Source organism: Propionicimonas sp. (genome assembly GCF_049840635.1).
Taxonomy (GTDB): Bacteria; Actinomycetota; Actinomycetes; order Propionibacteriales; family Propionibacteriaceae; genus Propionicimonas.
On sequence record NZ_JASGKL010000004.1, the window covers coordinates 970,930 to 993,371 of the forward strand.

General features: G+C 71.5%; 23 protein-coding genes. 12 read left to right on the forward strand and 11 right to left on the reverse strand.

Translation table 11 applies throughout. The features are described from left to right. Positions 1 to 119: 119 nt before the first annotated feature. From QM779_RS04700 to QM779_RS04710, 3 genes are all read right to left on the reverse strand, one after another. On the reverse strand, positions 120 to 2,015 hold the full coding sequence (locus QM779_RS04700) for a hypothetical protein (protein ID WP_428532335.1): 1,896 nt from the start codon (positions 2,013 to 2,015) through the stop codon (positions 120 to 122). A 79-nt stretch (positions 2,016 to 2,094) separates the two neighbouring features. After that, positions 2,095 to 2,808, reverse strand: coding sequence for a HEAT repeat domain-containing protein (locus QM779_RS04705; RefSeq protein ID WP_428532338.1), 714 nt, complete (start codon positions 2,806 to 2,808; stop codon positions 2,095 to 2,097). Continuing rightward, on the reverse strand, positions 2,805 to 3,452 hold the full coding sequence (locus QM779_RS04710) for an AAA family ATPase (protein ID WP_428532341.1): 648 nt from the start codon (positions 3,450 to 3,452) through the stop codon (positions 2,805 to 2,807). The genes QM779_RS04705 and QM779_RS04710 overlap by 4 nt, the downstream gene beginning before the upstream one ends. A gap of 113 nt (positions 3,453 to 3,565) precedes the next feature. Between QM779_RS04710 and QM779_RS04715 the strand changes: the two genes are divergently transcribed. From QM779_RS04715 to QM779_RS04725, 3 genes are all read left to right on the forward strand, one after another. Next, on the forward strand, positions 3,566 to 4,213 hold the full coding sequence (locus tag QM779_RS04715) for an SAM-dependent methyltransferase (protein ID WP_428532344.1): 648 nt from the start codon (positions 3,566 to 3,568) through the stop codon (positions 4,211 to 4,213). Between the two features lie 29 nt (positions 4,214 to 4,242). Next, a complete protein-coding gene (locus tag QM779_RS04720; RefSeq protein WP_428532347.1) occupies positions 4,243 to 4,761 on the forward strand; it encodes an NUDIX hydrolase in 519 nt (172 codons plus the stop codon). 98 nt (positions 4,762 to 4,859) lie between these two features. Beyond that, positions 4,860 to 5,888, forward strand: coding sequence for an alcohol dehydrogenase catalytic domain-containing protein (locus tag QM779_RS04725; RefSeq protein ID WP_428532350.1), 1,029 nt, complete (start codon positions 4,860 to 4,862; stop codon positions 5,886 to 5,888). A gap of 60 nt (positions 5,889 to 5,948) precedes the next feature. Here QM779_RS04725 and gnd read toward each other — a convergent pair whose 3' ends face one another. Genes gnd through QM779_RS04740 form a run of 3 tightly spaced genes read right to left on the reverse strand, consistent with a single transcriptional unit; the run spans position 5,949 to position 9,012 of the window. Beyond that, on the reverse strand, positions 5,949 to 6,863 hold the full coding sequence (gnd, locus tag QM779_RS04730) for a phosphogluconate dehydrogenase (NAD(+)-dependent, decarboxylating) (RefSeq protein ID WP_428532353.1): 915 nt from the start codon (positions 6,861 to 6,863) through the stop codon (positions 5,949 to 5,951). A 14-nt stretch (positions 6,864 to 6,877) separates the two neighbouring features. Then, positions 6,878 to 8,098, reverse strand: coding sequence for an AI-2E family transporter (locus tag QM779_RS04735; protein ID WP_428532356.1), 1,221 nt, complete (start codon positions 8,096 to 8,098; stop codon positions 6,878 to 6,880). 35 nt (positions 8,099 to 8,133) lie between these two features. Next, on the reverse strand, positions 8,134 to 9,012 hold the full coding sequence (locus tag QM779_RS04740; protein WP_428532359.1) for a hypothetical protein: 879 nt from the start codon (positions 9,010 to 9,012) through the stop codon (positions 8,134 to 8,136). Between the two features lie 169 nt (positions 9,013 to 9,181). Between QM779_RS04740 and thpR the strand changes: the two genes are divergently transcribed. From thpR to QM779_RS04755, 3 genes are read left to right on the forward strand one after another with little or no spacing between them, the layout of a single operon-like run. Then, positions 9,182 to 9,748 carry an RNA 2',3'-cyclic phosphodiesterase gene (thpR, locus tag QM779_RS04745; protein ID WP_428532362.1) on the forward strand — a complete coding sequence of 189 codons (567 nt, stop codon included), beginning with the start codon at positions 9,182 to 9,184 and terminating at the stop codon, positions 9,746 to 9,748. 54 nt (positions 9,749 to 9,802) lie between these two features. Then, positions 9,803 to 11,065, forward strand: a complete 1,263-nt coding sequence (locus tag QM779_RS04750) for an MFS transporter (RefSeq protein ID WP_428532365.1) — start codon at positions 9,803 to 9,805, stop codon at positions 11,063 to 11,065. A 9-nt stretch (positions 11,066 to 11,074) separates the two neighbouring features. Then, positions 11,075 to 12,076, forward strand: coding sequence for a CorA family divalent cation transporter (locus QM779_RS04755; protein WP_428532368.1), 1,002 nt, complete (start codon positions 11,075 to 11,077; stop codon positions 12,074 to 12,076). Between the two features lie 15 nt (positions 12,077 to 12,091). On the opposite strand, the gene QM779_RS04760 is transcribed toward QM779_RS04755, so the two are convergent. Further along, on the reverse strand, positions 12,092 to 12,559 hold the full coding sequence (locus tag QM779_RS04760; RefSeq protein ID WP_428532371.1) for a GatB/YqeY domain-containing protein: 468 nt from the start codon (positions 12,557 to 12,559) through the stop codon (positions 12,092 to 12,094). Between the two features lie 103 nt (positions 12,560 to 12,662). On the opposite strand from QM779_RS04760, the gene metX reads away from it, so the two are divergent. Both metX and metW read left to right on the forward strand, forming a co-directional pair. Continuing rightward, positions 12,663 to 13,811, forward strand: a complete 1,149-nt coding sequence (metX, locus tag QM779_RS04765) for a homoserine O-acetyltransferase MetX (protein ID WP_428532374.1) — start codon at positions 12,663 to 12,665, stop codon at positions 13,809 to 13,811. Further along, the gene (metW, locus tag QM779_RS04770; protein ID WP_428532377.1) at positions 13,808 to 14,404 is read left to right on the forward strand and encodes a methionine biosynthesis protein MetW; all 597 of its coding nucleotides are present in this window, start codon (positions 13,808 to 13,810) and stop codon (positions 14,402 to 14,404) included. The genes metX and metW overlap by 4 nt, the downstream gene beginning before the upstream one ends. A 352-nt stretch (positions 14,405 to 14,756) precedes the next feature. Here metW and QM779_RS04775 read toward each other — a convergent pair whose 3' ends face one another. Beyond that, the gene (locus QM779_RS04775; protein WP_428532380.1) at positions 14,757 to 15,665 is read right to left on the reverse strand and encodes a 5'-3' exonuclease; all 909 of its coding nucleotides are present in this window, start codon (positions 15,663 to 15,665) and stop codon (positions 14,757 to 14,759) included. A 184-nt stretch (positions 15,666 to 15,849) separates the two neighbouring features. On the opposite strand from QM779_RS04775, the gene lnt reads away from it, so the two are divergent. From lnt to QM779_RS04790, 3 genes are read left to right on the forward strand one after another with little or no spacing between them, the layout of a single operon-like run. After that, positions 15,850 to 17,406: an apolipoprotein N-acyltransferase gene (gene lnt / locus QM779_RS04780; RefSeq protein ID WP_428532383.1), complete on the forward strand. Its 1,557-nt coding sequence runs from the start codon at positions 15,850 to 15,852 to the stop codon at positions 17,404 to 17,406. After that, entirely contained in the window at positions 17,403 to 18,179 is a 777-nt protein-coding gene (locus QM779_RS04785; RefSeq protein WP_428532386.1) for a polyprenol monophosphomannose synthase, read from the forward strand. The genes lnt and QM779_RS04785 overlap by 4 nt, the downstream gene beginning before the upstream one ends. After that, positions 18,176 to 18,712: an FxsA family protein gene (locus QM779_RS04790; RefSeq protein ID WP_428532389.1), complete on the forward strand. Its 537-nt coding sequence runs from the start codon at positions 18,176 to 18,178 to the stop codon at positions 18,710 to 18,712. The genes QM779_RS04785 and QM779_RS04790 overlap by 4 nt, the downstream gene beginning before the upstream one ends. Before the next feature lie 286 nt (positions 18,713 to 18,998). On the opposite strand, the gene QM779_RS04795 is transcribed toward QM779_RS04790, so the two are convergent. From QM779_RS04795 to QM779_RS04805, 3 genes are all read right to left on the reverse strand, one after another. Continuing rightward, positions 18,999 to 19,334 (reverse strand): RNA polymerase-binding protein RbpA, encoded by a 336-nt coding sequence (locus QM779_RS04795; protein WP_428532392.1) that lies wholly within the window; start codon positions 19,332 to 19,334, stop codon positions 18,999 to 19,001. 81 nt (positions 19,335 to 19,415) lie between these two features. Further along, the gene (locus QM779_RS04800; RefSeq protein ID WP_428532395.1) at positions 19,416 to 20,750 is read right to left on the reverse strand and encodes an MFS transporter; all 1,335 of its coding nucleotides are present in this window, start codon (positions 20,748 to 20,750) and stop codon (positions 19,416 to 19,418) included. Beyond that, positions 20,747 to 21,526 (reverse strand): glycerophosphodiester phosphodiesterase, encoded by a 780-nt coding sequence (locus tag QM779_RS04805; protein ID WP_428532398.1) that lies wholly within the window; start codon positions 21,524 to 21,526, stop codon positions 20,747 to 20,749. The genes QM779_RS04800 and QM779_RS04805 overlap by 4 nt, the downstream gene beginning before the upstream one ends. A gap of 61 nt (positions 21,527 to 21,587) precedes the next feature. Between QM779_RS04805 and pdxY the strand changes: the two genes are divergently transcribed. Next, positions 21,588 to 22,442: a pyridoxal kinase PdxY gene (gene pdxY / locus QM779_RS04810; protein WP_428532401.1), complete on the forward strand. Its 855-nt coding sequence runs from the start codon at positions 21,588 to 21,590 to the stop codon at positions 22,440 to 22,442.

The following is a 22,442-nucleotide window of genomic DNA, read 5'->3' on the forward strand; positions in this document are numbered from 1 at the left end:
GCGGCACGTTAGGAACCGTCCCCAACGTGCCGCCCGTCGGCAGTCCGGGGGAACGCGGCACGTTAGGAACCGTCCCCATCGTGCCGCCCGGGGACCCTGCCGGCAGGGGGATCGAGGGGTCAGGGCGTCGGGTAGTCGGTCACGAACTGCGGGGTGCCCGTGTTGGAGTTGTCGGCCTGGCTGCCGGTGTCGTTCACCACGTGGGTGATCGTGCCGGCGCCGAGGTTGACCGTCATCACGTGGTGCAGCGTGACCGAGGCACGGTCCGGCGCCTCGAAGCCGCTGGTCGTGATGATGGACGGGTTGTTGCGGTTGTAGACGTACACGCCGCCACCGGACAGGCTGTGCACCCGGACGCGGTCGGAGACCTTGTAGCCGGGATAGCCCAGCGTTCCGTCCGGCTGCGTCCAGTCGGCCTGCGTCGGCGGGTCGTAGGCCAGCTCGTTCTGGTAGAAGACGACCCGTCCCCGCTCGCCGTTCCACAGCGTGCTGTAGCGCTGGAAGTGCTCCGAGAACAGCCCGGTGATCGTGACGTCGTCGCCGTTCACGACCAGGCCGTAGCGGCCGGTGTTCGTGTTCCACCGGTCGGTGTCACCGCTCTCGCCCGCAGTGAAGCCCTCCTCGCCGTGGTCGGCCCGCCAGATCCAGGTGTGGTCGACCAGGACGTCGTCGGCGTTGATCTCCAGCGCCGTCACGGTCTTGCCCACGTGCGGACCGCCGACGCGGAAGTACACGTCGCTGAGCGTGATCGGGTTGCGCGCGTTCGAGCCTCCGCGACCGTGGCGGTCACCCACCTGGAGCAGCACCGGCGAGAGCTTCGTCCCCGCGTCGATCGTGACGCCGGCCACCACGATGCCCGCCTTCGCGGACACCACCAGCGGGGTCGAGCCCCGCACGGCGGTGAGGGTCGCGTGGCCCAGCCCCAGCACGACCGTGTCGGGACGGGTCACCCTGATCGAGCGATCGATGTCGTAGACGCCCGGGGTGAACAGCAGGTTCCGGCCCCTGGCCAGTTCCAGGTTGATCCGCGCGACCGACGTGCCCGGCTTCGCCACGAAGAAGTCCGACAGCGGGACGCTGCGTCCCGGCGTCAGCCCGTTCGCCCACGAGACGCCGGACGAGTTCCGCTGCGCGGACGGGACGCGGACCAGCCAGCGGCCGGATGCGTCCACGTACAGGTACGGCTTCTCCCTGCTCAGCGGCGTCTTCGCCACCGTGGTGTACGGCGGATCGGGGAACGTCGCGTCGTCGGGGGCGCCGGTGACGCCCGAGAACACCTGGTTCCACACCGCGTTGCTCCACGTGCCGACCGTGCTGTTGCGGATCAGCCACTGCTGCTGGGAGCCGTTCACCACGGTCGGGAGCACCGAGTCGGCGATGAAGCCCCCGCTCGCGTACTGCGGCCCCGCCGTGCAGTAGTCCATCAGCGAGAGGTTGCCGCCGCTGACCTGGATCCGGCGCAGCGACACCGCCTGCGAGACCGCCCAGAAGTTGGCGCTCTGCCGGCACCCGTCCTGACCGGTCTTGACCACGTTCAGCGACAGGTTGGACAGCGTCCTCCAGAAGTTCACGAGCGCGAGGCAGTTGGACGTCCCGCCGTCGTCGAGGCAGCGGTTGTAGACCTCGATGCTGCCGTTGATCGTCACGTCCCCGGGGTTGGCGCCCAGCCCGGCCACCTCGGTGTAGTAGCCCACCTCGAACTGCAGCGGGTTCTCGGTCGTGCCGTAGGTCCCCGGCAGGAACAGGACGGCGTGCCGGGCTGAGCTCATCTCCGCGTCGCGCTGCTCGTCGGCGAGCGCGTCGAGGGTGCTCTGGATCTCCGCCAGCGGGGTGGTGGGGGAGAAGATCGTGACGTTCGCGCCGAGGTCAGGGACGGTCGGTGTGGGCGCAGGGTGTCCGGACGGGGCCGCGGACGCCGGGACGCCGGTGAGGGCTCCGAGCGACAGGACCGCGCCCAGGAGCGCGGCCGTGCAACGGCGGAGGTGGTGGGGTGATCGGGGGAGTGCGGGTGTCATGCAAGGTCCTCTCCATCGAGGTCTGCCGACGGCGGGGGTGCCGTCCCACCCCGACCCTATGCAGGTCCTGTGAGGCTCCTCAAGGGGCAACTCCGAGCAATCCGGCCAACCGCTTCTTCTTCCGGTTCTCCCGCACGATCCAGTCGACGTCAGCGTCCTCGGTCGGTAGCTCGGCGAAGGCGGCCAGGCCGGAGTCCGGGGCCGCGGCGACCGCCACCGACCAGCAGTAGCCCAGCGCCTGCCGCAGTGTCCGGATATCTGCCGCGCGCCGCCCGTCCGCCGGGACGGAGAGCAGGTGCTCGGTGGCCCGCCGGCAGGCGACGAGCGCCGCGGCGGCCGTGCGCGAGTCCTTGAGCAGCCGCGGCTCGCAGATCGCCGCGATGCCGGCCCGCACCACGAGGGGGTCGGACGAGGACGTCCACGCCTCCACGATGCCGCGCAGCAACGGCGCGTCCGCGTCCCCGATCCGCTGCGCGGCGATCGCGCACGCCTCGCGGACCCGCCACCGCTCGTCCGAGCAGCGCGTGGTCAGCAGGCCGACCAGCCCGCAGGCCGCCGGGTCCTCGACGATCAGGCGACCCAGCGTCGCGACACCGCAGCACGCGAGGTACTCGTCCGCCTCGTCGACCAGGCGCAGCGCGAGGTCGTGCGGCATCACGTCCGCGGCGGCGTCGAGCAGGGTGAGGTTGGCCCGCGGGCCCGGCAGTCCGCTGCGGGCGGAGAGGTAGTCGGCCCAGCCCTCCTCGGGCAGCGCGGCCAGTTCGGCGGCGTAGGCGGCGCGCGTGGGGCTCACGCCATGCCGTCCGGACGGGCCGGCGAGGACGGCGCCACAGCGCCGGGCGCGGCGGCGGTCGCCGCGAGGACGATGTCGACGCAGCCCTCGTAGCCGAGTCGGCCGCTGTTCAGGCACAGGTCGTAGTCGCGGTAGTCGCCGAACTTCGTGCCCGTGAAGAACTGCTGGTACCGGGCCCTGGTCCGGTCCATCCTCGCGATGTACTTCTCCGCGTCCTTCGGTGCCACCCCGTCGACCTCGACGGCACGGGCGACCTTGCGCTCGGTGTCGGTGCTGTAGATGAACACACTGCGGAAGCGAAGCTTCGCGTCCCGCAGGATCTTGTCCGCACACCGGCCGATGAAGACCGCAGGGGCGGTGCGCGCCGCGTCCGAGATCACCTCGGCGAGGGCGCCGTACATGCGGTAGGGGATCGAGAAGGTCTCCGAGTCGGTGCCGGCGATGAGCGAAAGGTCGAAATAGGAGCCGGTGGCGACACGTTCGTCGAAACTCTCGAGCAGGTCGTGGGGCAGGCCCCGCCGCTCCGCGGCCTCCTGCAGGATCCGTGAGTCGTAGAACTGCATCCCCGTGCGCTCGCAGATCAGCCGGCCGATCTCCCGGCCGCCGCTGCCGAACTCCCGATTGATGACGATCGAACGGTCCATCACGACTCCTCCTGCCCGCGCCTCATCGCACGGGGCTCACTTCGCACCCTACGCCGACCTCGGGGGCCGCACCGGCCGTAGCATGACGGGACGCACCGGCGGAGGGGGAAGCGATGACGGCCACGGAGTTCTGGGACCAGCGCTACGCGTCCCGTGCGCAGGTCTGGTCGGGGCGCGCCAACCAGGTGCTGGCCGACGTCGCCGCCGACCTGGCGCCGGGACGCGCGCTGGACCTCGGCTGCGGTGAGGGAGGCGACGCCCTCTGGCTGGCTTCGCGCGGCTGGATCGTCGCCGCTGTGGACATATCGACAATTGCCGTCGAGCGGGGACGCGCCGCGGCCGTGGTGGCCGGACTGCCCTCCGACCGGATCACCTGGCTCGCCCGCGACCTGGCCGAGGGGGTGCCGGACGGACCTTTCGACCTGGTCAGCGCGTCGTTCCTCCAGTCGCCGGTGGAGCTCGCGAGGGAGGAGATCCTGCGGGGGGCGGCAGCGGCCGTCGCCCCGGGCGGGCACCTGCTCGTGGTCTCGCACGCGGCGCCGCCGCCGTGGGCCACGCAGCTGGACGGCCACCACCACGTGTTCCCGACACCGGCGTCCGACCTCGCGGCGCTCGACCTGGCCGAGGGGGAGTGGGACGTCGTCGCCGCCGAGGTCCGCGGCCGATCCGCGACCGGCCCGGACGGGGAGAGCGCCACCCTCGACGACACGGTCGTCCTGGTCCGGCGTCGCCCCGAACCCGCGGGCGTGGACGCGGCGTAGGAGGACCTCTCCTGTCCTAGGCTGGGGCCGTGGACGAACTCGTGGCGCTGTACGACGAGGACGGGAAGGTGTGCGGAAGCGCCCCCCGGTCCCGGATGCGGGCGGAGAACCTCCACCACGCCGCGACAGCCGTCGTCGTGCGCGATCCCCTCGGACGGATCTACGTCCACCGGCGCACCAACACCAAGGACGTGTACCCCGGCCGCCGCGACTTCGCCGCCGGTGGGGTGATCGCCGCCGGGGAGGACCCGGGGGCGGCAGCGCTGCGAGAGCTCGCGGAGGAACTCGGCGTCACCGGCGTCGAGCTCACCCCGCTCGCCAGCGGGTCCTACGCCGACGACCACACCAGCTACCACGGGTTCTGCTACACGGTTACCTGGGCGGGCCCGATCTACTGGCAGCCCGAGGAGGTCGCGGGCGGTGAGTGGGTCCCGCCGGAATCGCTCGCCGCGGCGATCGCCGCCGACCCCGACGACTTCATGCCGGACACGCTCGGCCTGCTCGGCGGATGGCTGTCCGAGGTGATCGTCGGGACGACCGGCAGCTGAGCGACGCGTAATCGGAGACGGTTCTCCTTACGCGCCAGGCGTGCCGCGACCGCGGACACGGTCGTCGCGTCCGGGCCCGAACTGGTAGGACAGCGGACGTGCACGCAGTGGTCTACTCCCGCTACGGCGAACCGCCGCGGCTCCTCGACGTCCCCGACCCCGACTGCCCCGACGACGGGGTGGTGGTGGACGTCCGCGCCACCGGCGTGTGCCGGTCGGACTGGCACGCGTGGCGCGGGCACGACCCGGTGCCGCTGCCCATGGTGCCGGGACACGAGTTCGCGGGGACGGTCTCGGAGGCGGGGCGGCTGGTACGCGGGTTCGCCGTCGGCGACCGGGTGACGGCCCCCTTCGTGAACGGGTGCGGGCACTGCTCGTGGTGCGCGTCCGGGCAGGCACAGGTGTGTCCCGACCAGACCCAGCCCGGCTTCACCCACCCCGGCTCGTTCGCGGAGCAGGTGGTGATCAGGGCCGCCGACTTCAACCTGGTCCGGCTCCCCGACGCGGTGGACTTCACCACGGCCGCGGCGCTCGGCTGCCGCTTCGCGACCGCCTACCACGCGCTCACCGCGCAGAGTCGGCTGGCCGAGGGGGAGTGGCTGCTCGTGGTCGGCTGCGGCGGGGTCGGGCTGTCGGCCGTGCTCGTGGCCCGCGCGCTCGGCGCCCATGTCCTGGCCGTGGACCCGTCCCCTGCGGCCAGGGACCGGGCGCTCGACCTCGGCGCGGACGCGGTGCTCGCCGACGCCGATCCCGTGGCGGTCCGGCGTGAGACCGGCGGCGGCGCGCACGTCAGCATGGACGCCGTCGGCACCGCGGCGACCGCCGCGGCCGCCGTGCGGGGACTGCGCCGTCGCGGGCGCCACGTCCAGGTCGGCCTGATGCTCGCCGACCACGCGGACGCACCGCTGCCGTGGGGCCCGGTGATCGCCCACGAGCTCGAGGTTGTCGGCAGCCACGGCATGGCCGCGTCCGACTACCCGCCGCTGCTGGACCTGGTCGCGTCCGGCGTCCTGGACCCCGGACACCTGCTGGGGCGCACGGTCGCGCTGGCGGACACACCACGCGAGCTGATGGCGTTCGACCACCCCGTCCCGGACTCTGCCGGCATCGTCGTCGCGGTCCTGTGAGGGCGTGAGCGGCACGACAGGAACCGTCCCCATCGTTCCATGGCACGCTGGGGACGGTTCCTAGCGTGCCGCCGGCGGCGACACCTCGCCGAGGCTGGGCGACTCGGCCTGGACGGCGTGGCCGCCGAACTGGTTGCGCATCGCCGCGACCAGCTTCATGGCCGGCGACTCGTCCTGGCGGGAGACGAAGCGGGCGAACAGTGCCGCGGTCAGCGCGGGGACGGGGACGCCGAGGTCGATCGCCGCGTCCACCGTCCAGCGGCCCTCGCCGGAGTCGTCGGCGTAGCCGCGGATCTTCTCCAGGTGCGGATCGTCCGACAGTGCCCGGGCGATCAGGTCCAGCAGCCAGGACCGGATCACCGTGCCCTCCCGCCAGCTGTCGAAGATCGCCGGGACGTCGTGAACGACCTCCGCCTTCTCCAGCAGTTCCCAACCCTCGGCGTAGGCCTGCATCATCGAGTACTCGATGCCGTTGTGGACCATCTTGGCGAAGTGACCCGCCCCGTGGCCGCCGGCGTGCACGAAGCCGACCTCGCCCGCGGGCTTCAGCGCGTCGAAGATCGGCTGGACGACCGCCACGTCCGCGGCGTCCCCGCCGCACATCAGCGCGTAGCCGTACTCCTTGCCCCAGACGCCGCCGGACACCCCGCAGTCGATGAAGTGGACACCGCGCGCACCGAGCCGGTCCGCCCGCGCCTGGTCGCCCGTCCACTTGGTGTTCCCGCCGTCGATCACGATGTCGCCCTCGCCGAGCAGCCCGGCGAGCTCGTCCAGCACCCCGTCGAGGAACTGCACGGGCACCATCACCCACACGACCCGCGGGCTGCCGTCCAGCCGGGCCACCAGACCCGGCAGGTCGGGCACGTCGGAGAGGGCCGCGTTCGTGTCGTACCCGACGACCGAGTGCCCCGCGGCCCGAAGCCGGGCCGCCATGTTGCCGCCCATCCGGCCGAGGCCGACCATTCCGAGTTGCATCAGCGCTGTTCCTCTCACTCCGGTTCGATCTTCGCGTCCTGCCGTGGAATGACCACCGTCTTGACGATCATCAGCAGGGACGCCGTCACCGGCACGGCGATCAGGGCGCCGAGCAGGCCGAGCAGCGTCGCGCCCACCAGGGCCCCGATCAGGACCAGCGAGCCCGGGACGTCGACGGCCTTGCCCATCACCCGCGGCGTCATGATGTAGGCCTCCACCTGCATGTAGGCGGCGTACACCACCGTGAAGATGATCGCCGCCCACAGGGAGGTGAACAGCGAGACCGAGGTCGCCAGCACCCAGAACAGCACGGACCCCACCATCGGGATCATCGTGACCAGGAGCGCCAGGACCGCGAGCAGCGCGGCGAACGGGACACCCACGATCGACAGGACGATGAACGAGAACACCGCGTTGGAGACCGCGAGGATCGCCATGCCGGACACGTAGCCACCCACCGACTCCGCGACCTGGTTCGTGATCTCCCGGAGCTGGGGACGGGCGTGCGCGGCGGCCAGCCGGACGACGGCGTCCCGCATCGTCCGCAGGGACGCCAGGAAGTACAGCGTCAGCGCCAGCACGATCACGGTGCCGGACACCGCGTTCACCACCCCGGTGCCGACCGCCAGCGCCCCGCCGCCGATCGCCAGCAGGTTGGCCGGGTCGGACAGCCAGTTGCGGGCCTGGTTGAGCACGGTGGCGTACAGGTCGCTCTGGCCGGTCGCGGCGACGAGGTTCTTGAACCAGTCCGAGGCCTGGATGTCGGTGATCCAGCCCGGCACCGCCGAGGCGAACAGCGCGATCTGGGAGACCGCCGTCGGGGCCACGAGCGCGAGCATCCCCGCGATCACCAGCGCGAAGGCGACGAACACCAGCACGATGCTCAGGCCGCGGGACATCCGGTGGCGCTCGAGCCAGCGGACGAGCGGGTCGAGCGCCAGGGCGATGAACAGGGCCACGCCGATCGACACCAGCACGGTGGACAGCGAGCTGACCGCCCCGGCGAGGGCCAGGGCGACGATGGCGCCGACCGTGGCGGTGAAGCCCCAGCCGAACGGGTGGTTGAGGTCCACCGACAGCTTGCCGAAGCGCACCGACGATGGCGCGGTGATGCCGGCGGACGCCGGCGTGACCGCCGCGACGCCGGCGGTGTCCGCCGCGTCCGGGGACGCGGGAAGCCGCGGCGAGGGGACGGGTGGCGTCGGCTCGATGCTCTCGGGGGTCGTCTCAGGCATGCGAGCAGCCTAACTTCCCGCTGCTCGCGAGGTCGTCAGCGCAGCCAGCGGGCGGACGCGTCCTCGGGAACGAGTTCCAGCACGAGGGTCGCGCCGATCATGAGCAGCACCAGGCCGAGCACCTGTCCCATCGAGAGCGTCTCGTGCTGCAGGCAGACGCCGACCAGCACCGCGACGACCAGCCCGCCGTTCTTCACCCTGGTCATCCTCAGCGCACGACGGGGGACAGGGAAGTGCTGGGCGGTGAGGACGCCGGCGGCGCCGAGGGCGACCGCGAGCAGCACCAGCCACAGGAACGACCACGCCGACCCGCTGCCGGACGATCCGGACAGGATGACGAGCGGCAGTGCCACCACCGCGGCCATCCCGTGCGCGGCCGCCATCGGCTCGGCCCTGCCGGGGAAGCGGAGGGCGGCGTAGCGGATGCTGAACCCGCCGGTCAGCGCGGCGACGAGGCCGGCGAGGACGCCGCCGATGAAGTTCCAGCTGCCGCCGTCCGCGGGGAAGATCGCGACCAGCAACACGCCGACGAAGCCGGTGCCGAGCCCCGTGGCCGCGGCTTCGGTGATGCGGTCCGCGCCGAGCATCTGCCCCGTCAGGGTGGCGAACAGCGGCACCGCCGCGAGCACCACCGCCGTCTGGGCCAGCCCGATCCGGTCGAGGGCGTAGCAGACACCGAGGTCCTGGATGACGACTGCGGCGCCCAGGATCAGCAGCCGTCGCGGCGAGCCGGCCAGCGGCCGCGCCTCTCCGGTGAGGTGGCTCACCACGACCTTCACCGCAGCGATCACCAGCGCGCAGAGGACGGCGCCGAAGGCCCAGCCCCTGCCACCGACGACCCCGCGCACCGCCACCAGGGACAGTCCCCACAGCACCGTCAGGGCGACATACGTCGGCCAGCGGGCTGTGGGCATGAGCTTCTTCCTCGGGGAGCGAGTCGGATTGTCATACGCTCTCATACAGCCGTCCGGGGTCAGGAACACGGCACAGGTGTGCACATCCGTGCACCGCCCGCACGCATTTGTGCGAGCGTTTGCAGCCGGCGTCCGTAGACTTCCGACGCAGGGCGAGGAAAGGACGGCGATGACAGCGACGGGGGACCGCCTCTTCGTCGCCGTCCTGCCCCCGCCGGCCGTCGTGGAGGGCTGGGAGGACTTCCTGGAGCCCCGCCGCGACGCCGAACCCGGGTTCCGGTGGACCGTGGCGGAGGGCTGGCACGTCACGTGCGCCTTCATGGCCGCCGTCCCGCCGTTGCTCGTCGAGCCCCTGGAGGACGCCCTTGGGGAGGTCGCAGGGCGGACCCGGCCGTTCGGGGTGACGGTGTCCGGTGGGGGAGCCTTCCCCGACCCCGACCACGCCAAGGCGCTCTGGCTGGGCGTGACGGACGGCGCGGAGCCGCTCGCCCGGCTGGCCACCCGCTGCCGCAACGCCGCGACCGGCTGCGGGATCGCCGTGGACGGCGCCCGGTTCCGTCCCCACCTGACGATCGCCCGCTCGCGTCCGACCAGGGCGAGGCGGTGGCTGACGATCCTGGACGCGGTGCCCGCCGCCACGTGGACGGTCGAGGACCTCGTCCTGCTGCGCTCCCGCCTGCTCCCCGGCGGGGCCGGCTACGAGAACCTCGGCCGCTACCCGCTGACCGCGGGCTGAGCACCCGTCCCACCTGTTGGCCGCTGTGGGGCGGCCACCGTAGAGTGCCCGCTCGTGGCCGGCATCCGAGGACTCTTCGCAGACACCGCACCCCTGGCCAGCCCCCACTTCCGGCGCCTGTGGCAGGCGAACATCATCACGGTGATCGGTGCGCAGCTCACGGTGGTGGCCGTCCCCGCGCAGATCTACGCCATCACCAACGACTCGGCCTACGTCGGCCTGACCGGCATCTTCGGCCTCGTGCCGCTGATTGTGTTCGGCCTGTGGGGCGGTGCGCTCGCCGACCACTTCGACCGTCGCCTCCTGCTGCAGATCACGACCTTCGGACTGATCGCCACGAGCGCGTTGTTCTGGCTGCAGGCGGCGCTCCACCTCAACAACGTGTGGGTCCTGCTCGGGCTGTTCGCGTTCCAGCAGGCCTGCTTCGGGGTGAACCAGCCGACCCGCAGCGCGGTGCTGCCCAAGATCCTGCCCGCCGCGCAACTGCCGGCGGCGAGCGCGCTGAACATGACCGTGTCCCAGGCCGGAGCCATCGCCGGCCCGATGGTCGGCGGCATCCTGATCCCGATCCTGGGCTACTCCTGGCTCTACCTGATCGACACCCTCACCCTCCTGGCCACACTCTTCGCCGTCTGGCTGCTGCCGTCCCTTCCGGTGGAGAACCGACAGGGAACGCCCGGCCTGCGCTCGGTCATCGACGGCTTCGCCTACCTGCGCTGGCAGCCCGTTCTGCTGGTGTCGTTCCTCGTCGACCTGATCGCGATGGTGTTCGGCATGCCGCGCGCACTGTTCCCCGAGATCGCGCACCTGTCGTTCGGCGGTCCGGTGGAGGGCGGGACGGAGTTCGCGCTCCTGTACGCCGCGATCCCGATCGGCGCCGTGCTGGGCGGCGTGTTCTCCGGTTGGGTGTCGCTGGTCGAGCGGCAGGGCCGCGCCGTCATCTACTGCGTCCTCGCGTGGGGCGCGGCGATCGCCGGGTTCGGCCTCGCGGTCGCGTTCGCCCCGGCCTGGCGGGTGCCGATGCTCGTGGTCGCGATCACGATGCTGGTCGTCGGCGGGGCGGCCGACATGGCGTCCTCGTCGTTCCGGAACGCGATGCTGCTCAGCGCGGCCGACGACGCGGTTCGCGGGCGCCTGCAGGGCGTGTTCATCGTCGTGGTCGCGGGCGGCCCGCGGATCGCCGACACGCTCCACGGCTACGCGGCGGGCGCGGTGGGGACGGCGTGGGCCAGCGGCGGAGGCGGCCTGCTCGTGATCGTGTTCACGCTGCTCGTGGCGGTAATGGTGCCCGCTTTCTGGCGGTACCGGCCCGCCTAAGGTGTGGGCATGGCGGTCCAACGGGTGCTGTGGGTCGATCGTGCGTCCGGAGCGGTGACGAAGCGGACGGAGGCGGAGCTGCCCGCGCTGCTGGCGGACCCGTCCGGCTGGCTGTGGCTGGACGTGCCCGAGCCCGACGAGCAGACGGCCGCCCTGCTGGCCGAGGTGTTCAAGGCCCATCCGGCGGCGGTCGCGGATGTCGTCGAGCGCAACCACGTGCCCCGGCTCCACGCCTATGGCGACACCCTCTTCCTGGTGCTGCTGCGCCCCGAGGCCGGTCTGGGCGGGCACATGCACTACCTCGAACTCGACCAGTTCATCGCCGCGAACTACCTGGTCACCACCCATGGGCCGCGCAACCTCGAGGTGCCGCTGGAGCGCCTGCTGGAGGAGACCGACGAGCTCGCCGACCGGATGCTGTCGGGACGTTACGTCCCCTCGGGCCCGTGGGCCGCCTCCCACCGGATCGCGAGTGCGCTGGCGATCACGGAGGAGCGCTCGGTGAACCGGCTCGCGCGTGAGGTCGGCGGCCTCGAGCAGCAGGTGCTCGGCCACGCGGGCGACAACAACCCGCAGGCCTTCCTCGAGGAGCTGTTCCACACCCGGCACGCGCTGCTCACCGTCCGCACGATGACCATGCAGACCGCCGAGATCTACGGCAGGGCGATCGGCCTGATGGGCGACACGGACCCGGGCGTCCGCAAGGTGCTGCGCGACAACAAGGACGCCTACGACCGGCTGAGCAGGATCACGTCCAGCCAGCTGGACTACCTGTCCGGCGTCACCGAGTACTACCGGGCCCGCACCGACACCAAGATGACGATCGCCGCCGAGAGGCTGGCCGTGATCGCCGCGATCACCCTGCCGGTGACGGCCATCAGCTCCGTGCTCGGCATGAACGTGATCGTCAACCAGTCCACCGACTGGCTGTGGCTGGGGATCCTGCTCGCGGTCATGATCGCGCTGTCGCTGGTCCTGCTGCGCTGGGCCAAGCGCCAGGGCTGGTGGTGAGCCGGGGGACCGGCGTCAGGACAGCGCGGCCTTCACCTTGGCTGCGACCTTCGCGCCCTCGGCGCGGCCGGCGGCGCGGGCGTTGACGGCCTTGATCACCAGCCCCATCTGCCTCATGGTCGGCGCCGAGCCGAGCTGCGCGGCCGCCGCAGCGACCTCCTCGGCGACGATCGCGTCCAGTTCGACGTCGGTCAGGGCGGCCGGGAGGTACCGCTGGAGCACCTCGACCTCGGCCAGCTCCTTCGCGGCGAGCTCGGGGCGGTGGCCCGCGGTGTAGGCCTCCGCGGAGTCACGGCGCTTGGCGACCTCGCGGTTCAGGACGCCGACGACCTCGTCGTCGGACAGCTCGCGGGCCTCGGTGCCGGCCACCTGCTCGGTCTTGATCGCCGCCACCGCCATCCGCAGCGTCGACTTGGTGATCTCGTCGTGCGCCTTCATGGCGGCCACCATGTCGGCCTGGAGCCGGTCCTTCAGTTCAGCCATCACGTGCCCTTTCGTCCCAAACCCGGCCATTCTCCCACGTCCGGGACGCCCGTAGTCGCGCGGCTATAGTGATCACCCGCGCACGCTTGGGAGGGTCTTGTCGATGGCTGGGACGCCGGACGCCGGCTCGGTCGGCCTCGTCCGCACCCGGAACGTCCGGCTGTTCACCGCGGAGGAACCGCTCGTCCTGGAGCGGGGCGGCACGCTCGGGCCCGTCGACGTCGCCTACGAGACCTACGGGACGCTGTCGCCGGACGCGGACAACGCCGTGTTCGTCTGCCACGCGCTGACCGGGGACGCGCACGCGGCCGGCTGGCACGAGGGCGCGCGGCGTCCCGGCTGGTGGGACAACCTGATCGGTCCGGGCAAGCCGCTCGACACCGACCGCTTCTTCGTCATCTCGGCCAACCTGATCGGCGGCTGCCAGGGCAGCACCGGCCCGTCCTCGACCAACCCGGAGACCGGCCAGGCGTACGGGCTCGACTTCCCCGTCCTGATGATGCGCGACCTCGTCGCCGCGCACCGGGCGCTGGTGAAGCACCTCGGCATCACGCGGTTGCTGGCCGTCCTCGGCGGCTCGCTCGGCGGGATGCAGGCGTTGCAGTGGGCGCTCGACTACCCCGAGGAGGTGGCGAACTCGCTGGTGATCGCGGCGTCCAGCCGGCTCACCGCGCAGAACATCGCCTTCTCCGCCGTGGCCCGGCGCGCGATCATGACCGACCCGCACTTCGAAGAAGGCGCGTACGCCGCGGCCGGGGTGAACCCCGACACGGGGCTGTCGATCGCCCGGATGATGGCGCACATCACCTATCTCAGCGAAGACGCGCTCACCGAGAAGTTCGGCCGCCAGCCGCACCCGGACGCGCATGAGCCGGGCTTCGGGATCGACTTCGCCGTGGAGAGCTACCTCGACCACCAGGGACAGGCGTTCCTCGAACGCTTCGACGCGCTCAGCTACCTCTACCTGACCCGGGTGATGGACTACTTCGACCCCTTCACCGGCGCCGACGCGCTCGATGCGGTCAGGACCAGCCCCGTGAACTGGCTGGTGATGTCCTTCGCGTCCGACTGGCGCTTCGGCACCGACCACTCGCGGCGGATCGTGCGGACCCTGGAGCACGCCGGCCAGCCGGTCACGTTCCGGGAAGTCCCGTCCGCGTGGGGGCACGACTCGTTCCTGCTGGAAGTGGAGCCGTACCACGCCACGCTGCGGGCGTTCCTCGGCCGGGCCCTGGCGGAGGTGGAGCGATGACGTTGCGTCCCGACCTCGCCCTGGTGGCGGGGCTGATCCTGCCGGGCAGCCGGGTCCTCGACCTGGGTTGCAGTTCCGGTGAGCTGCTCGCGCACCTGATCGCGGACGACGGCTGCCGGGGGACCGGGGTGGAGATCGACCCGGACTCGGTGCTGGCGGCGATCGCCGCCGGCGTCCCTGTGATCGAGCTCGACCTCGACACCGAGCTGGACGACTTCGCCGACCATTCCTACGACGTGGTCGTGCTGTCGCGCACCGTCCAGACGCTGCACCGGCCCGCGGACGTGCTGCAGCAGATGGGACGGATCGGCGAGCACCTGATCGTTTCGGTGCCGAACTTCGGCTACTGGCGGCACCGCCTTCGCCTGCTCCGCGGCCGGATGCCGATGTCGCGGGAGATCCCGCACGCCTGGTACGACACGCCGAACCTGCGCCACACCACCTTGGTGGAACTCGAGCAGCTCTTCGAACGGCTCGGCCTCGTGATCGAGAAGCGGATCGTGCTCAGCCCGAGCGGACGCCCCCTGCGCTCCGGCGACCGCCTCTACAACGTGGTCGCGGGCTCTGCCGTCTACGCCCTCCGCGCCGCCTGAGCCGCCGGCGTCCACCCTGAAGTGGACGCTGGTGCGGCGTAGTCGCGACGATCCGTCCACCGTGAAGTGGACCGCGCCGGGCCGACCTTGAAGTGGACGCATCTGCGGCGAACTCGCGACATTCCGTCCACCTTGAAGTGGACCGCGCGGGGCCCACCTTGAAGTGGACGCATCTGCGGCGTAGTCGCGACGATCCGTCCACCTTGTCGTGGACGCTTCTGCCGCGCAGTCACGACAAACCGTCCACCGTGAAGTGGACGCTTCCGCGGCGAACTCGCGACGATCCGTCCACTTTGTCGTGGACGCTTCTGCGGCGTAGTCGCCACGATCCCGTCCACTTGGTGGTGGACGATCAGGACGAAGCGGCGAGGGCCTTCAGGATGCGGTCGGCGGAGCTGCCGAGGTTGAGCTCCTCAGTGAGCGCGGCGAAGCGGTCGGGGTCCCTCGGCGCGGACGGGAGGGTGAGGTCGACATCCGGAACGGCGGCGTCGCGGTCGACCGCCACCACCTCCCGTGCCGGGCCGAGGTAGTCCATCGCCGCACGCAGTCGCGCTGTGAGCGTGGACGGGAGCTCGCCCGCGTCCGCGGCGACCACGATCCCGTCCAGACCGCCGAACTCGGTGACCAGCTTCGACGCCGTCTTCTCGCCAATCCCGGCGACGCCCGGCAACCCGTCCGACGGGTCACCGCGTAGTACGGCGTAGTCCACGTACCCGCGGCCGTCGATCCCGTACTTCGTCTGCAGCCACGCCGCGTCCACCCGGTCGTGGTTGGCAACGCCCCGCCCGCAGTACAGGACGCGCACCCCGCGCTCGTCGTCGACCAGCTGGAACAGGTCCCGGTCGCCGGTGACGACGTCGACCGGGATCGCCGAGCGGGTCGCCAACGTCCCGATCACGTCGTCCGCCTCGCAGTCCGCCGCCCCCACCACGGGCAGGCCGAGGGCACCCAGCACCTGCCGGATCAGCGGCACCTGCACCACCAGTTCCTCCGGCACCTGCTCGACATCGTCGTGGTCGACCCGGTGCGCCTTGTACGAGGGCACCAGCGCCACGCGCCAGGCTGGACGCCACGCCTCGTCCCAGCAGCAGGCGACCTGTGTGGGGCAGTAGTCCGTTACGAAGCGGGCCAGGAAGTCCAGCAGCCCGCGGACCGCGTTCACCGGGCGCCCGTCCGGCGCCCGCAGCGACGACGGGATCCCGTGGAACGCGCGGAAGTACAGCGACGCGGTGTCGAACAGCATCAGCCCCGGTTCGGTCATCGCCCCATGCTGCCAGCCCTTCCCCCAAACGCTCCCGAAACTCGTCCGCGCTCCCGAAATCTCGGGAGCTTCTGCGAGTTTCGGGAGCGTTTGGGAGGGGCCGGCCGGAGTTCGGGCGGACGCGGCCTGGCGTCGGGCGGCATCCGGGGGTGGGTAGGCTGGCCCGGCTGTCGAAGGGAGGCCCGTGGTCGAGTGGCTCGCCGCACGACACTGGGGCGTGCGCGCCGGCGTCGCGGCCCTCGCCGGCATCGCGACCGCCCTCGGGTTCCAGCCCTACGGGTGGTGGCCGCTGGTCCCGTTCGGCGTCGCGGCACTCACCCTCCTCGTCCTCGCGGCCCGCCGGGTCCGCGGTGCGACCGGACTGGGCCTGGTCTGGGGGATCGCGTTCCTGCTGCTCGGCATCAACTGGATGCAGGCGATCTTCGTCGAGGCGCTCCTCGGCCTGGTCGGTCTCGAGGCCCTCTTCTACGCACTCCTCGGCGCCGTCATCAAGGTGGCGGCCCGGACCAGGTGGTGGCCGATTCTCGCCGCCGGCTGCTGGACCGGGATCGAGTTCACCTACGCGCGGTTCCCCTTCAACGGCTTCGGCTGGATGCGCCTGGGCTACGCGATGGTCGACTCGCCGCTGGCCACCGTGCTGCCGCTGGTCGGCGTGGCCGGGCTGAGCTTCCTCACCGCCCTCATCGGGCAGGGGATCGCCTGGCTCGCGTCCCTTCCGTCCCGGCGCCACCTTGTCGTCTCGGCCTCCGTGCTGGCTGTGATCGGCGTCCTCGCTGCCGGCGGCACGCTCGTCCCCGTGGGGACGCAGACCGGCTCCGTGACCGTCGGCTGGGTGCAGGGCGGCGCACCCGGAGGCGGGGTGTACGGCATCGGCGAGGCCCGGACGACCACCCGCAACCACCTCGCGGAGGTCAACCGGCTGCAGGACCGCATCGACGCCGGCGAACTGCCGAAACCCGATTTCGTCGTCCTTCCGGAGAACGCCACCGACATGGACCCCGGCACCGACGCGGAGACCGGGCGCCTGGTCGCGCAGATGTCGGCGCGGCTCGGCGTGCCGATGTTCCTCGGCGTCATCCTGGACGGGCCAGGCGCGGACGAGCGCCAGACCGCCTCCCTGTGGTGGGACGACATCAAGGGAGAGGTCGCCCGCTACGTCAAACGCGGCATCGTCCCGTTCGGTGAGTTCGTGCCGCTGCGCTCGCTGCTGCTGCCGCTGATCCCCGAACTCGCCTTCGTCGGCGCCCAGTCCGTGCCCGGCGACGCGCCGGGTGCGCTCCCGGTGACCCTCGCAGACGGACGCCCGCTCACCGTCGGCGTGATGGTCTGCTACGACCTGGTCTACGACGACTTCGCCTACGACACCGTCCGCGCCGGCGGCCAGGTCATCGTCGTCCAGTCCAGCAACGCGATGTACCAGGGCACCGGACAGATCCGGCAGCAGTTCGCGATCACCCGGGCCCGGGCGATGGAGCTGCGCAGGGAGGTCCTGGTCGTCACGACCAGCGGCGTGAGCGGCCTGATCAACGCCGACGGCTCGGTGGCGTTCACCGCGCCCGAGCACGACGGCGCCTCCGGTGTCGTCACCATGGCCGAGCGGATGGGCACCACGCCGGCCACCTGGCTCGCCTCGCCGCTGGAGCTGGCGATCGTCGTCCTCACCGCCCTCGGCCTCCTGGCGTCCCTGCGATGGGGCAGAATGGGCGCCGTCCGAACCCCGACCGGAAGAACAGCAGAATGACCGACTCCGCAGCGCCGCTGGAGCGGGTGCTCGTCATCATCCCCACCTACAACGAGGCGGAGAACCTGCGCCCGATCACGGCCCGGATCCGCGCGGCGGTGCCGACCGCGCACATCCTCGTGGCCGACGACAACTCCCCGGACGGGACGGGCGCGATCGCCGACGACCTCGCCGCCGCGGACGACCACCTGCACGTCCTGCACCGCAAGGGCAAGGAGGGGCTCGGCGCCGCCTACATCGCGGGCTTCCGCTGGGGGCTTGCCGAGGGCTACCAGGTGATGGTCGAGCACGACGCGGACGGGTCCCACCAGCCCGAGTACCTGCCGGCGATCCTCGACCGGCTGCGGACCGCTGACGCCGTGAAGGGCTCGCGCTACGTGAAGGGCGGGTCCACCAAGGGCTGGCCGCTGCACCGCGAACTGCTCTCGCGCGGCGGCAACCTGTGGACGCAGCTGATGCTCGGCCTGCCCGTCAAGGACGCCACCGGCGGCCTGGTGGCGTGGCGCGCCACCACGCTGGAGGGCATGGGTCTGGACGGTGTCGAGGCGGCCGGCTACGGCTTCCAGGTCGAGATGGTCCGCCGGGCGATCCGGTCCGGCTTCACCGTGGCGGAGGTGCCGATCGAGTTCGTCGAGCGGGAGCTCGGCAACTCCAAGATGAGCGGCAAGATCGTCGCGGAGGCGATGCTGCTGACCACCCGCTGGGGCGCGCAGTACCGGCTCGGACAGCTGAAGGCGCTCGTCGGTCGGAAGCCGGCGGGCGGGCCGTCATGACCATGCCCGTGCAGACCCGCCGGCCCTGGCTGCTGCCCGCCCTCGTGGGGGTGTTCATCCTCGTCGCGGTCGCCGAGGTGTGGCTGCTCACCTTCGTGGGAGTGCGGATCGGCGTCCTGCCGACACTCCTGATCCTCGTCGCGGAGGCCGTGCTCGGCGCCTGGCTTATGCGTCGTGAGGGACGCAAGGCGTGGCAGGCGCTCGTCGACGCCTACAGCACGGGACGCCTGCCGTCCGGCCAGCTGGCGGACGCCGCGCTCATCCTGGTCGGCGGGATCATGCTGATCCTGCCCGGCTTCTTCACCGACATCATCGGCCTGGTGTTCCTGCTGCCGTGGACGCGTCCGCTCGCCCGCAGGGCCGTCGGCATGGTGATCGCGCGCCACTCGGCCACGCTCGGCCTCGACCTGAGCGGTACCCGAAGCCCCTTCAACACGGGCACGGTCGTCCCGGGGGAGACCGTGGACGGTTCGACGCCGCCGGCGTCCGCGTCCGACGCCCCGCAGGTGATCCGCGGAGAGATCGAGGACTAGCCCTCTTCCGGAGACCCCGGGTCAAGCCCGGAGTGACACAACAGGGGTTTGTCATCCCGGCGAAAGCCGGGATCTCGACGTCACGTCGCGTCCGGCTGCGTCCCGAGACCCCGGGTCAGGCCCGGGGTGACAACTCCACCACCACCTGTCATCCCGGCGAAAGCCGGGATCTCGACGTCACGTCGCGTCCGGCTGCGTCCCGAGACCCCGGGTCAGGCCCGGGGTGACAGAAGGGGGCGTCCCGGGACCCCGGGTCAAGCCCGGGGTGACGGAGTCTGGCGTTGCGTCAGTGGTTCTCGCCGCGGATCTCGTCGAGGCGCTCGGCGAGGAGGTCCTCGAGCTCCTCGATGGAGCGGCGCTCGCGGAGCATGTCCCAGTGGGTGCGGGGCGCCTTGGTCTCCTTGACCTCGGGTTCGACGCCGTCGGAACGGCGGGCGGTCTCGCCACAGCGCGGGCACTCCCACTCGGTGGGAAGGTCCGCCTCCTCGGCGAACGTCACCTCGAAGTGGTGGCCCTTGGGGCAGTCGAACCCGATCTCCTGTCGCGGTGCCAGCTCGACTCCGGACGGGTCCGCATGACTCTTCGCCCCGAGACCTGCACCCCTCAACGCTCGTTCAGCCATCGCACCTACCTCCGTCGCCAACGCTAGCCAGCCGCACCAAGCAGCGGCCCGACCCCCACATACCCGCTCAACGGGCGGAGGTCACAACACTTTCGGTAACGCGTTCCCTGCGTCCATGATTCCCTTCCGCATGTCCACCCGGGCCAGCAGGACGCCGCCGACCACGAAGAACGCCATCAGCGCCACCAGCGCGAGGCGGTAGGACTGGGTGAACTGGAACACGAGCCCGAAGGTGAGGGTGCCGAGCCAGCTCGTGCCCCGCTCCATCGCCTGGTAGAAGCTGAAGTACTCCGACTCCCGCCCGAGCGGGATCAGCTGGCTGTACATCGACCGCGACAGCGCCTGCGTCCCGCCCATCACGACACCGATCGCCGCACCGAGCCCGAACAGCGCCCCGACCACCCCCGCCGGGATCGAGAAGGCGACCAGCACCACGACCAGCCAGATCGCGATGCCGATCAGCACCGTCCGCTTGGCGCCGATCCGGGCGGCGATCCTGCCGAAGCCCAGCGCCCCGGCGATCGCGACGAATTGGGTGAGCAGGAACGTGGCCAGGACGAGGTTCTCCTCGATCCCCAGCTCGCGGATCGCGTACACGCTGGAGGAGACGATCACCGTCTGGATGCCGTCGTTGTAGAACAGGAACGCCAGCAGGAAGGCCAGCGTCTGCGGGTAGCGCCGCATCCCGGCGAACGTGGACGCGAGCTGCCGGAGCGGGTTCCTGGCTGCGACCTCCGCCGGGACGTCCCTGGGCAGCCCGCGCAGCCCCCGGACGGGGATGATCGTGAACCCGGCCCACCACAACCCCGCCGACAGCAGGCACAGCCGCACCGCCATCGCCTTGTCGATGCCGAGCGACGGGTACACCGACAGCACCAGGAAGTTCAGCGCCAGCAGGACGCCGCCGCCGACGTAGCCCCACGCCCAGCCGCGGCTGGACACCCGGTCGCGCTCGTCCGGGCCCGCGATCCGGACCAGCATGGAGTCGTAGACCACGACGGAAGCCCCGAAGGCGATCAGGCTGATCACCATCAGCCACGCCCCGAGTTGCCAGTTGGAGCCCATCAGAAGGAACATCAGCGACCCCGCCGCCGCGCCGATCCACGCCGTGGCACCCAGCCAGCGGTGCGGGTGGGCGGACCGGTCGGCCGCCGCGCCCACGAAGAGCAGGATCACCGCGGACGCGAGCGTGCTGATCGTCGCCAGCAGCGAGGGCAGCGCGCCGGGCAGGACGGGGAACAGCCCCAGCAACGGGACGGTGCGCGTGCAGGTGCCCTCGGTGAGGTCCGGGCAGGCGGCGCTCGTGGCCAGGCTGACCAGGTAGGGGCTGATCAGGACGGTCGCCGTGGTGGTGTAGAAGGCCGAGTTGGCCCAGTCGTACCAGTACCAGGACCGTTGTGCCCGCGTGCTCCTCATCGTCCCTCCCACAGTCCGCGCTCCACGAGCACCTCCTTCAGCGTGCTGATGTCGTCACTGACCAGCCCGTCGACGCCGAGGTCGATGAGCCGGCGCATCTCGTCCGCGTCGTTCACCGTCCAGACGTGCACGACCCGCCCGTGCGCGTGCGCCCAGCGGATCACGTCCGGGCGGACCAGCGTCAGCGGCGCGCCGTCGTCGCGGACGGGGATCTGCAGCGCCAGGCCCGGGTCGGCCAGGACGCGACGCAGCCCGAAGGCGTGGGTGGCGCACGCGACACCCGAGGGCGGCATCGAGGTGAGGACCTCCGGTGCCAGCGTTCGGAACGCCTTCAGGCGAGCCCCGGAGAACGAGCCGACGCAGACCCGGTCCTTCGCGCCGTGGGCGCGGATGGTGGCCGCCAGCGGCTCGATCGCACCCGGCTCCTTGATGTCGATGTTGAACCTGCTGTCGCCCAACTCGTCGAGGAGGTCGGCGAACCGGGGGATTGGGTCCGTGCCGCCGATCCGGACGCCGGAGAGCTCGGCCCACGTGTGGTCGGCGAGGCGTCCGGTGGCATCGGTGACCCGGTCGAGCACGTCGTCGTGGAAGGCGACCAGTACGCCGTCGGAGGTGGTGTGGACGTCCAGCTCGAGATAGCGGTAGCCGAGCTCGACGGCGCGGCGGAACGCGTAGGTCGTGTTCTCGCGCGGCTGGTCGGCCGGCGTGACCCAGCCGCCGCGGTGGGCCATCGCAGCGAACCTCGTGTCCAGGTACGGGGGGAGGGCTCGCTGCACGCCTGCACTCTAGGGGTTCCGCGTGTCCGGCACGCCGCCGGGCGTGGTGTGTAATGTCCCGGTGACGACGATCCTGTCCATCCAGTCCTCTGTCGCCTACGGCCACGTCGGGAACAGCGCCGCGACGTTCCCGCTGATGCGCATCGGGGTCGAGGTGTGGCCGGTGATCACCGTCCACTTCTCCAACCACACCGGTTACGGCGCGTGGCGCGGGCCGCTGCTGGCCGCGTCCGACATCGCCGACGTGGTGCAGGGCATTGACGAGCGCGGCGTGCTCGGCAGGGTGGACGCGGTCCTGTCGGGCTACCAGGGCGCGGAGGCGGTGGGGGCGGAGGTCCTGCGCGCCGTCGAGAAGGTGAAGCAGCGCAACCCTCGGGCGATCTACTGCTGCGACCCCGTGATCGGCGACGTCGGCCGCGGCGTCTACGTCCGCCCGGGGATTCCCGAGTTCATGCGCGACAAGGTCGTGCCCGCCGCGCAGATCGTGACGCCCAACCACTTCGAGCTGGACTTCCTCACCGGACGCACCACGACCACGGTCGAGGAGGTGCTGGCAGCCGCGGACGCGCTGCGGGCGGCGGGGCCGGACGTCGTGCTGGTCACCTCCACCGTTCTGGAGGGCACCAACCCCGACGAGATCCTGATGCTCGTCGACACCGCCGACGGTGCCTGGCAGGTCGCCACGCCGCGGCTGGAACGGAACTTCACCGGCTCCGGCGACCTCACCGCCGCACTGTTCCTCGCCCACTACCTGGAGGACGGGGACGCCGGGTCGGCGATGGGACGGACGGCCGACGCCGTGTACTCCCTCCTCACGGCCACCACCGAGGCGGGCTCGAACGAGCTGCTGCTCGTCGGCGCCCAGGACCAGCTGGTCGAGCCCGCGTACCACTTCGCGGTGACCCGGCTGCGGTAG